Below are 10,670 nucleotides of genomic sequence, written 5' to 3'. Positions count from 1 at the left end.
TTAAGATCCAAAAGTTTATTTACCCGGTATAAGAAAAACACGTATCCTGCGGCAAGTAATAAACAAATTGCCTTAAGACCGATATCAAGGATCTCTGTCATTGCTATCGCCTCCTTGTTTTCTAAATTATAATTTATATGTTTTTGAATTTAATTAGAATATCTTGATATTTTAACCACTTTTCACATAATTTTGCATGCCAAATAGGAAATATTTAACTGTATATTTACACCTTGAATAAATGATAAACTGTACTTGAGGTGAAAAATGTGAGAGCTCTAATGGGAATCTTAGTTGCAGCTGTCATAGTATCAAAAGTTGGCAATCGCGTAGTTTGTTATTTTTAAAATGTTATTACATATTAACTAAGCCCTTAGAGGGCTATTTTTTTTAGCAAAGAAGGTTTTGAAGCGAGTTTCGTAAATATATTAGTGAAATAATTTGCGTTTATAGGAGTGTATTCATGCAGGAAGGAATGCTGGCCGGTATTATCGTATTTTTTGCCTCGATGCTGCAGGCGATGACAGGTTTTGGCTTTGCAATTGTGGCAACGCCTTTATTGTTGATGGTTTACAACTCTCGGGATTGTATCCAAATCAGCATTCTAGTTTCACTTTTTATTGCCGCCTTGTTGGTGCCTAAAATAATTAAGCATTGTGACTATGACATGCTTCGCAGGTTTGCAGCAGGGAGCTTGCTAGGTGTGCCGGCGGGGCTGGTCTTTTTCTCGATGATAAGCATGACACTTCTTAAGACTACAGTAAGTATTGTGATTCTGGGGCTGGCGCTATTTTCATGTCTATGTTTATATCAAAACCGCCATTCTACAGGTTCATCAGTTGAAGACGCCAATAGGCCTCCCCGCAAGTTAACTGAATTGTTGGTAGGATTAGGGGCTGGTGCGCTTACAGCGGGCATCGGAATGCCCGGAGTGCCGTTAGCTGTGTATTTTAGCGTAGCTAATACGGCTAAAGCGGTAGTCAGGAGTACAACGCTGACTTTTTTTATCTTTGTATATATCGCCAGCATTCTGGCTCAACTGGCGACAGTGGGGATTGAGAGTAAGGTTGTGCTAAACTCGCTGCTATTGCTGCCATGCGCAGCAGCCGGAGTTGCCTTGGGGCATCGGCTGTTTTTTTGGATAAATCAGCAGCGGTTTGTGCTACTGACAAACGGAATTCTTATATATACGGCGCTGCACATGTTATTGCGTAATTGAACTGTAAAAACATAGTGCTTTGATAGAAACTGGGCGAAAATTGCTCAGTTTTAATTGTTCTAAAAAGAATCTAAAACTTTTCTCTCATAATTAAGCTATCAAAAGAAACTAGGGAGGCGGCTAAATAATGAAAAAGTTACGGGTTACAGCGGCTGCAATCAGCGCCGGGCTAATTCTGTTACAAAATACACTCTCCTTTGCAGCGCCGATGAGTTTATCTTTGCAGGAAAGCATTAACCTGGCTTTACAAAACAATCCGTCAATTCAAATAGTAGGCAAAGATAAAGAACAGTCAGAGTGGGGTGTTAGTGAGGCTAAGGCCGGCCGAATGCCGACAGTATCGCTGGGCAGCAACTACAATTTCCAAAATGGCGGCCAGAACAGCAATAGCCTGCGCATGAACTGGCAGGTTTATAGTGGGGGCCGAACGGACGCTAAGATTAACCAGGCTGAACTGGGGGTAGTCGGGGCTGATCTCGATCTTGAAAAAACTAAACAGCAGGTCATCCTTGATACAACAACTGATTACTATAACGTTCTAGAGGCTAAGAATATGGTGGAGGTTAATGAACAGACGGTTAACAATCTAACGGCTCATTTGAACATTGTTCAAGCAAAATATGATGCCGGGGTTGTTGCCAAGGTTGACCTCTTACGTTCGGAAGTAGAATTGGCTAACGCCAAGCAGAATCTAATAAAAGCCCAGAACCAATATGAACTAGCAGTAACTGAGCTGCTTAATACCATAAATATTGATGCTGATACAGAACTTAATCTGGATGGAGAACTGGCATATCAGGCCGATCAGAGAACGTTGGCCGACGCAATTGATCAAGCCAAGCAAAACCGGCCGGAAATTGCCAAGGCTAAAATTAGTATCGAAAGCGCTGAACAAGGAATCAAAGCTGCCAAAAGCGGCAAACTCCCGTCAATTTCGATGTCGGCCTCGACCGGATGGAACGACAGCTTGCTGCCCGATAGCAGCAATGACTGGTCAGTTGGATTATCGGCCAGCTGGAATGTGTTTGATGCTGGGGTGACAAAGGCGCAGACTAATCAAGCGAAGGCTTCGCTGGATAAAGTTAAACTTCAGGCGGAACAGACTCAAGACGTTGTTGAGCAGGAAGTCCGGGAAAGTTATCTCGGTATGAAGGAAGCTGAAAAACGCCTGGAGACAACAGAAGTTACAGTCAATAAGGCCAACGAAGATCTCTATATTGCCCAAGAAAGATATAAAGCCGGTGTCGGTACCAATTTAGACTTGATTGACGCGCAGCTTGCCTTAACGCAAGCCAAAACCAATCATATTCAGGCCCTATATGACTACAACGTAAATAAAGCTAAGCTTGATAAAGCGACCGGGGTAAAATAGTGAACGGCGGGAGGTTATTTCAATGAAAAGTTTATTGCTTAAACTAAATAGCAATAAAAAATTGCTGTTTGGGTTAGTTGGCTTGGTAGTGGTTGTTGGTGGCTTTTTCTACTATCAGAGTACTGGCAAAACCTCGTCAGAAGCGCCGCGGCAGGTGATTGCGGCAGAACGTCGCGATATTTCAGCAGTAGTTTCAGCGACCGGTACCATTGAGCCGGTAAATAATGTTGATATAAGCTCTAAGATAACGGCACAGATTAAAGAGGTTAAGGTTAAGGAGAATGAGCAGGTCGCAGCTGGCCAGGTATTGGTTATTTTAGAAGACAGTGGTTTACAGGCTCAAGTTACCCAAGCGAAAGAACGCCTGCAAAACGCGGCTGTAAAAAAAGAACGGACTGTTAGACTGAATAGAATTGGCGGGGCATCTGATGAGGAACTCGATAATGCCCGCATGGACTATAACATCGCTCAGGCAAACTACGATGAAGTGATGTCTAAATTGAATGAGACAGTTATTATTTCACCGATTGATGGCACTGTAATTGGCAAACCGCTCTCAGCGGGTGAGATGGTTGCCCAGGGCGTAAATAATCCTACAGTCATTTTGACAGTGGCCGACATGTCCAAAATGCAGATTAGTGCCAAAGTTGACCAAACTGATATTGGTAAAATTGCACTCGGACAACAAGTGAAATTTACTGTCGATGCATACCCTGGTAAGGAATTTACCGGTAAGGTAACAATTATTTCACGGAAACCGGTTGTTGAACAGAATGTTACTTATTATGAGGTAACAATAGATGTTGACAACGCTGAGAATAAGCTTAATCCCGGCATGGTTGCCCGGGTATCTATTACTATCAGTGAGCGTAAAGGTGCTTTAACAGTGCCGCTTGCGGCAGTACGAACCGATAAGACCGGTAAGTATGTCGTTGTGGAGGGTCAGAACGGCCAGACTAGAAATGTTCCGATTACTACCGGCATCACCGGAGAACAACGGGTCGAAATCACTAGCGGCCTAAATGACGGTGATAAGGTAGTTATAGCCCAAGTAAAGACCCAGACCCCAACAAGTAATCAGAGAGGCGGCGGTATGAGAACGCGCGGAATGTTCTAAACCGACAGTCATGGTTGAAAGGAGGTTATTAAATGACAATCGCATTATCTGACATAAAAAAAATCTATCAAATGGGAGATACGTCGGTTGCTGCTTTGGCCGGCGTCAGTCTTGATATTCGCGCCGGTGAATTTACTGCGATTATGGGTCCTTCCGGTTCGGGCAAATCAACCTTAATGAATATCCTAGGCTGCCTGGACCGCCCGACAAGCGGTTCCTATAAGCTTAATGGTCGTGAAGTGTCGGCGCTTACTGATGACGAATTGGCTATTACCCGCAATAAGCAGATTGGCTTTGTTTTTCAGAATTTTAATTTACTGCCGCGGCTTAGCGCCCTTGACAATGTAGCGCTGCCGCTTGTTTATGCCGGGGTTGATGCAAAGGAACGGAAAATACGGGCAGCCGAGGCATTAACGGCTGTTGGCCTGGCTAAACGGATGGAACATTTACCTAATGAATTGTCTGGCGGTCAGCGCCAAAGAGTAGCCATTGCCAGGGCACTAGTCAATGAGCCGACTATTTTGATGGCTGACGAACCTACCGGTGCGCTTGATACCAAGTCGGGTGATGAGGTTATGGAGATATTCGGTACTCTAAACTCCTATGGCCGGACAATCATTCTGGTTACCCACGAACCTGATATTGCCGCCCATGCAAAAAGAGTTATTCATGTCCGGGACGGACTTATTGTTCGGGATACAGAAGGGGATGATTAAGTGTTCTGGGAAAGTGTAAAAATAGCCTTGAATGCCTTAGTCTCCAACAAACTGCGGTCAATTCTTACCATGCTGGGGATCATTATCGGCGTTGCCGCTGTTATAGCTATGGTTTCAATTGGTATGGGGGTTCGGGACAAGGTCCAGACTTCAATTGCCAGTCTGGGCAGCAACTTGATTATCGTAACGCCGGGAGCAGCGTCTTCGTCTGGAGTACGACAGGCAGCTGGTACCAACACTACCTTGACGCTCAAGGATGCGCAAGCCATTGCTCGGGAAGTTTCCGGCGTCAGTGCTGTAGCGCCCAGTGTTGGTAAACAGTATCAAATTGTGGCCGGGAATATGAACTGGACCTCAAGTGTTCAAGGTACGACGCCTGAATATATGGAGGTCCGCAATCTAAGCGTTCAAAGCGGCGGTTTTATCAGTAATGAAGATGTGGACAGCAGAAACAGAGTAGCCGTAATTGGCGCAACCGTTGCCGCCAATTTATTTACTGATGAGAATCCGATAGGGAGAAGTGTGCGAATTAATAATGCCCCCTTTACGATTATTGGTGTGCTCGAGAGTAAGGGCCAATCGGCCGGAGGGCAGGATCAGGATGATATTATAATAGTTCCGCTCACCACGGCTCAAGAGCGAATGATGGGTATTACCCATGTGCAAACAATCAGCATACAAGCTGCAGATTCCGAGGTCATCAATCAAGTCCAAAATGATATAACCAACTTGCTGCGTTCCCGGCATCGCATTACTGCTGACAAGGAGGATGATTTTACCGTTAGAAATCTTGCCAGCGTAATGGAGACTGCGCAGGAAGCAACAGCCAGTATTACCATGCTGCTAGGCGCTATCGCAGGCATTTCGTTGCTTGTTGGCGGTATTGGCATAATGAATATTATGCTTGTGTCTGTAACCGAGCGAACGCGTGAGATTGGTATCCGTAAAGCATTAGGGGCGCGCTATGCTGATATTTTACTGCAATTTCTCATCGAGGCTGTTGTAATTGGGGTCATCGGCGGCGTTATGGGCATTGCTCTAGGCGTGGGCATTTCATTCGCAATTTCATCCTTCGCCGGCCTAAATACGGTGATTACTGCGATGCCAATTATTGTAGCGTTTGGATTTTCAGTCGGTATCGGCCTATTCTTCGGGCTCTATCCGGCGCGGAAAGCTGCGCTTTTAAACCCGATTGACGCCTTGCGGTATGAATAATCCGGAATAAATAACCTTGTGTAAAGCTGTAAATGCCTATTGCATTTTGGTGGACAACCATCTAAAATAAAAGGACAAGATATTTATATGAATGTAAATATGTAAATTTTGCACTACTAGGAGGGTTATCTAATGAGCTCAAAGCAAATATCTTTTAGAGATACTTTAGCAATAGGCTTAATGTTGTTCTCATTGTTCTTTGGAGCCGGCAACTTGATATTTCCGCCGGCATTAGGTCAAGATGCTGGTACAAATTTATGGCCGGCAATAACCGGCTTTTTGCTGACCGGAGTCGGCTTGCCGTTACTGGGTGTATTGGCAATCGGTTTTTCGGGCAGCAATGATTCTCAGGTATTGGCGAAAAAGGTGCATCCGTTATTTGCAGCCATTCTGACCATCAGCACTTACCTGACAATCGGCCCGTTGTTTGCGATTCCCCGTACAGGTGCAGTTTCTTACGAGGTAGGTATCAGACCGTTTCTTAGCGGTGATGTCGCTACTGGCGGTCTGGGTTTGTTTATCTACACAGCACTCTTTTTTGTGGCAACTTGCTGGTTAGCGCTCAATCCAAGCAAAATCGTTGACAGGGTTGGTAAGATTCTTACTCCGGCTCTGCTGATAGTACTGTTTCTGTTGGTAATAAAAGCCTTCACTAACCCGCTCGGCATGCTGCAGGCGCCGACTGGTGAATATGCTAACAGTGCGCTGTTAAAGGGCTTCCGTGAGGGATATCTTACAATGGATACTCTGGCCTCAATGGTTTTTGGCATTATCGTTATTAACTCAATAAAGGACAAGGGTGTAACCGACCCTAAGCGGATTACTAAAGTTTGCACTGTCGCTGGTCTGATTGCAGTCAGCTGTCTGGCTTTAATATATGTTTCGCTGGCGTATCTTGGCGCTACCGGCGTAGCGGCAATCGGTCAAGCTTCTAACGGCGGCGTGATATTATCTAAAGTAGCCAATGTTTATTACGGTTCGCTTGGCAATGTGGTGTTAGGCCTGTCGATTGTATTTGCCTGCCTTACTACCAGTATCGGTTTAGTTTCTTCTTGTGCAGCCTTCTTCAGTCAGTACTTTCCGCGTTTGTCATATAAGAAGCTAGTCTTTATTTTCTCCTTCTTCAGTTTTGTAGTTTCAAATGTTGGCTTAACCCAGCTAATTTCTTTCTCGGTACCAGTCTTAGTAACCATCTATCCGATGGTAATTGTCCTGATCTTGCTGTCCTTCCTTGAGCCTTTGTTTGGCGGACGTTCGGCGGTATATCGCGGCAGTATGTTCTTTACCGTTATCTTGAGCGTTGTTGACGGTCTGAACGCGGCGGGTATTTCAATAAGCGCCGTTAACTCGCTGCTAAGCAAGTATCTGCCGTTCTTTGATGCTAGCATGGGTTGGGTTGTTCCGGCCATCGTTGGCGCTGTGCTTGGTTATATTATATCGCTAGTCACCACTGGATCGAGCCCGGCAGAAGAGCCTGAATCTGTCTAATGAAGTACAATAAAGAGCCATTACCTATTTAACGGTAATGGCTCTTTTGAATTTAATGTATAAATAAATAGTCTAGCGGCTGGCCGAAATACTTCACTGCTCCAAACTCGGGGTAGACAGAAATAAAGTGGACAAAGATGGGTGCGTAATCTAATTCAGCATGGTTATTAAAAAACTTGCTGTCGCCATAACGAATTGCCTCGAGTACCAAGGGAAGCTGTCGGTTTAAATCATCATAACGCTGCTGCACTTCTGTCTTTCGGTCATGGATACTGTCTACGCGGGCGCGAACAATAAGTGAGTAGGTTCCCCCGCTGTCATCCCACGCAGCTGAAACTTCCGCCAGCAGTGGGTTTGAATCTATCGTCAGAAATAAATCATCTTGAGTCTCAGAGCGGGTCAGAGTGTAATGTCTGGGGCAAATTGGCCCGTCGTCAGTGACTCCTTTATAGGTTATCGTAAGCTTCGCCGGATTAAATTTTACCATCTCCCTTCCACTTAACGTATTTTCATAATATGTTGAGTAGTCGGGAGAGGTGCAAGGCTTGAATTTAGATTATACTTAAATCCTCACCGTTTAAGATTTTCTTCATATTTTTCATCGGGCACATTTTACCACACATGGTACAGGTGTCATCGCATTCCGGACGGGAGGATTCCCGATATCTTCTGGCCTTCTCTGGGTCGATTGCTAATTCGATCATCCGCGGGAAATTGACGTCAGCCCGGGCTTGGCTCATTTGATTATCCCATTCCCGTGCTCCCGGGATGCCTTTGGCAATATCGGCGGCATGGGCGGCGATTCGCGCTGCGATTATACCTTCCTTCATATCATCCAAGTCCGGCAGCCGGAGGTGTTCAGCCGGTGTTACATAGCAAAGGAAGTCAGCTCCGCTTGCTGCGGCTATCGCCCCGCCGATTGCACTGGTTATATGATCGTAGCCTGGCGCGACATCGGTAACAATTGGCCCTAAAACATAAAATGGTGCGCCGTGGCAGAGTTTTTTCTCTAAGAGCATGTTTGCGGCTATTTCATTTAATGCCATGTGGCCGGGACCCTCGATCATAACTTGGACATTTCGGGCCCAAGCTCTTTTGGTCAGCTCGCCAAGGGTAATCAGTTCTTCGATTTGGGCGGCATCAGTAGAGTCATTAATCGAGCCGGGACGGCAGGCGTCGCCCAGACTTAAAGTTACATCGTATTTCTCGCAAATATCAAGCAGTCTGTCGAAGTGTTCGTAGAACGGATTCTCCTGATTATTAAGTTCCATCCAGGCAAAAAGCAATGAACCGCCCCGTGAAACAATGTTAGTAAGGCGCTTATTTCGTTTAACCCGTTCGGCAGTTGCACGATTCATGCCGCAGTGAATTGTCATAAAGTCTACGCCGTCTTGAGCATGTTTTTCAACAACCGAGAAGAACTCATCCACGGTAATGTCTTTCAAATCCTTATCAAGCATTCCTACAGCGTCATACATCGGAACAGTTCCAATCATAGCAGGGGAAAAAGCAACCAGCTTGCGCCGGAAATCCTCAGTCTTACCGAAGCAGCTAAGATCCATAATGGCCTCAGCTTTTAGTTCGATTGCCTTTGCAGCCTTTTTCATCTCTAATTCGACATCATTGCAGTCTTTTGAAACACCGAGATTAACATTGATTTTGGTGCGAAGTCCTTGCCCGATGCCTTCAGGGCTAAGGTTGGTGTGATTTATATTTGCCGGTATGGCAACTTTACCTTCAGCGACTAGGTTACGCAAAGTTTCAGGTTCGATTTTTTCCTTTTCGGCTACGACGCGCATTTGATTTGTGATTATGCCCTTCTTTGCAGCATCCATTTGAGTTGTGTACATAGGTCCATCCTCACTTTCGATAACTAGGCAGCAGCAGAAAGTTCCAAAACAAAAAAGCCTACCCGTAAGTAAGCTTAAGTTAAGCGAAGCTTTCCTACGGTGGTTCTAACCACTTCAGGTTCGAGGGTTGGAGTAATCTCCTCTCAGCCATTGGCACCCCTAGCTATCCCAATATTATTATTCTATCCTAATTTTACATCTACTCAAGTAATGTGTAAAGTCAAAAATGGGCAAGTAAAGTTATTCATGGTAAAATACTAACTATATAGCCAATATCAGTCTTATAAAAATATTTCCGAATTGCTGAAAAAGCTTATAAATGAGGTGTAAAGTTGATTGCTTTTCCAAAATCCTCTAAGTTAATTTTGACGGTTTTCGTATTTATTGTCGTACTGGCTGCAGTTTTTCTGACCCCGTTAGAAGTGAGCGCTGAGCCTGATCATGTTACCTTAACTTGGACAGATAATCCGCAGAATACCCAGACTATTACTTGGCGAACCGAGTGCTCACCAACACCGGGATTAGTTCAATATGATGAAGCCATTAATGATAGGGTTTTTCCGCAAGGAGCGCTAGTAGTTACCGCACATGTCCAAGGTTTAGCAACTGATGCGGGAAAAATGAGCATTCACTCGGCTACATTGAAAGGCCTTAAGGCGGGAACTCGCTATGTATATCGCGTCGGCGACGGTCAATACTGGAGTAGGCAATATTATTTTACTACTGCTGCTAATAAGGCTCAATCCTTTAAGTTTCTTGTCTTCGGTGATTCCCAAAGTATCAGCTATTCAAAGTGGCGCAGCACACTTCACAGTGCATATCAGGCCAACCGCGATGCGGCATTTTTTATTAATGTAGGTGATTTAGTTGATGTTGGGCAGAAATATAGTGAATGGAATGCATGGTTAAACGCCAGTCGGGGTGTAATCGATACTATCCCAGTCGTACCGGTCGTAGGTAATCACGAAACTTATACGCCGGAGAGAATTTTTTCAATGCCGACGTTCTTTACGGCTCAGTTGAAAGTACCGGCAAATGGTCCGGAGGGTCTTGAGGGTCAGGTATATTCATTTGAGTACGGGAATATTCACTTTAGCGTGCTTGACAGTCAAATTGGCGAAGAACGGGAATTTGCGCCGGATATGTTAGAAAAGCAAAAGAATTGGCTTGATAATGATTTAAAAGCTTCCGACAAGTTGTGGAAAATTCTACTTATTCACCGGCCTTTATATCATAACCGGCCGCAGGACAGTGATACGGATTTAAGGGAAGCCTTTATCCCGCTAATTGATAAGTATAAAGTCGATATCGTGTTTTCCGGTCATGATCATGTCTATGCCCGTAGTTATCCGCTCCGGGGCGGGGTAATGTTCGGAGATCCAAGTATGGGAACAATTTATATCGCAAGCGGCCGCAGCGGGACTAAAACGTATAAGAGTGCCATCGCGAAAGAGTATAATAAGGTTTTTCATAATCCAGTAGATGAGCCTAATTATATTACGGTTGAGGTCAACGGCAGCACCTTACAGGCTAAGGTATTTAAGCAAAGTGGTGTTCTGATTGATGAATGGGTTATAAGTAAGTAAAATTTCGAAAATATTTTGCTGTCTTGCAAAATATTTTTTATTTTATACTTCTTTTTTGTGGAACATTTTGGTAGTATATATAGTATATACCATTTACAAGTTATCAG

9 protein-coding genes and 1 riboswitch are annotated in these 10,670 nt (G+C 44.6%); of the genes, 7 read left to right on the top strand and 2 right to left on the bottom strand.

Annotation, left to right across the window (positions count from 1 at the left end; translation table 11 throughout):
* The first annotated feature begins 463 nt into the window (after positions 1-463).
* The 6 genes from GX348_00685 (at position 464) to brnQ (ending at position 7,127) form a co-directional block, all read left to right on the top strand.
* Positions 464-1,219, top strand: a complete 756-nt coding sequence (locus tag GX348_00685) for a sulfite exporter TauE/SafE family protein (GenBank protein ID NLP40713.1) — start codon at positions 464-466, stop codon at positions 1,217-1,219.
* 127 nt (positions 1,220-1,346) lie between these two features.
* A complete protein-coding gene (locus tag GX348_00680) occupies positions 1,347-2,591 on the top strand; it encodes a TolC family protein (protein ID NLP40712.1) in 1,245 nt (414 codons plus the stop codon).
* Positions 2,592-2,613: 22 nt separating this feature from the next.
* Positions 2,614-3,708, top strand: coding sequence for an efflux RND transporter periplasmic adaptor subunit (locus tag GX348_00675; protein NLP40711.1), 1,095 nt, complete (start codon positions 2,614-2,616; stop codon positions 3,706-3,708).
* 32 nt (positions 3,709-3,740) lie between these two features.
* Positions 3,741-4,424 (top strand): ABC transporter ATP-binding protein, encoded by a 684-nt coding sequence (locus tag GX348_00670; GenBank protein ID NLP40710.1) that lies wholly within the window; start codon positions 3,741-3,743, stop codon positions 4,422-4,424.
* Positions 4,425-5,639: an FtsX-like permease family protein gene (locus tag GX348_00665; protein NLP40709.1), complete on the top strand. Its 1,215-nt coding sequence runs from the start codon at positions 4,425-4,427 to the stop codon at positions 5,637-5,639.
* Positions 5,640-5,771: 132 nt separating this feature from the next.
* Complete coding sequence (gene brnQ, locus GX348_00660) at positions 5,772-7,127, top strand: branched-chain amino acid transport system II carrier protein (GenBank protein ID NLP40708.1); 1,356 nt, start codon at positions 5,772-5,774, stop codon at positions 7,125-7,127.
* Between the two features lie 52 nt (positions 7,128-7,179).
* Here brnQ and GX348_00655 read toward each other — a convergent pair whose 3' ends face one another.
* Positions 7,180-7,614, bottom strand: a complete 435-nt coding sequence (locus GX348_00655) for a hypothetical protein (GenBank protein NLP40707.1) — start codon at positions 7,612-7,614, stop codon at positions 7,180-7,182.
* A gap of 64 nt (positions 7,615-7,678) precedes the next feature.
* Entirely contained in the window at positions 7,679-8,977 is a 1,299-nt protein-coding gene (thiC, locus tag GX348_00650) for a phosphomethylpyrimidine synthase ThiC (GenBank protein NLP40706.1), read from the bottom strand.
* A gap of 74 nt (positions 8,978-9,051) precedes the next feature.
* A riboswitch (TPP riboswitch) is annotated at positions 9,052-9,148 on the bottom strand.
* Positions 9,149-9,309: 161 nt separating this feature from the next.
* Between thiC and GX348_00645 the strand changes: the two genes are divergently transcribed.
* Positions 9,310-10,563, top strand: coding sequence for a metallophosphoesterase family protein (locus tag GX348_00645; GenBank protein ID NLP40705.1), 1,254 nt, complete (start codon positions 9,310-9,312; stop codon positions 10,561-10,563).
* Positions 10,564-10,670 lie beyond the last annotated feature (107 nt).

It is taken from the genome of Veillonellaceae bacterium (genome assembly GCA_012523975.1).
In the GTDB taxonomy this organism is placed as follows: Bacteria; Bacillota; Negativicutes; order JAAYSF01; family JAAYSF01; genus JAAYSF01.
Note: the sequence above shows the minus strand (reverse complement) of the source record. Positions and strands in the feature narration are given on the sequence as shown.

What these genes read in the sequence shown, in the direction of transcription:
- GX348_00685 (NLP40713.1), top strand. Translation starts at nt 464, where the DNA reads ATGCAGGAAGGAATGCTGGCCGGTATTATCGTATTTTTTGCCTCGATG.
- GX348_00680 (NLP40712.1), top strand. Translation starts at nt 1,347, where the DNA reads ATGAAAAAGTTACGGGTTACAGCGGCTGCAATCAGCGCCGGGCTAATT.
- GX348_00675 (NLP40711.1), top strand. Translation starts at nt 2,614, where the DNA reads ATGAAAAGTTTATTGCTTAAACTAAATAGCAATAAAAAATTGCTGTTT.
- GX348_00670 (NLP40710.1), top strand. Translation starts at nt 3,741, where the DNA reads ATGACAATCGCATTATCTGACATAAAAAAAATCTATCAAATGGGAGAT.
- brnQ (NLP40708.1), top strand. Translation starts at nt 5,772, where the DNA reads ATGAGCTCAAAGCAAATATCTTTTAGAGATACTTTAGCAATAGGCTTA.
- GX348_00655 (NLP40707.1), bottom strand. Translation starts at nt 7,614, where the DNA reads ATGGTAAAATTTAATCCGGCGAAGCTTACGATAACCTATAAAGGAGTC.
- thiC (NLP40706.1), bottom strand. Translation starts at nt 8,977, where the DNA reads ATGTACACAACTCAAATGGATGCTGCAAAGAAGGGCATAATCACAAAT.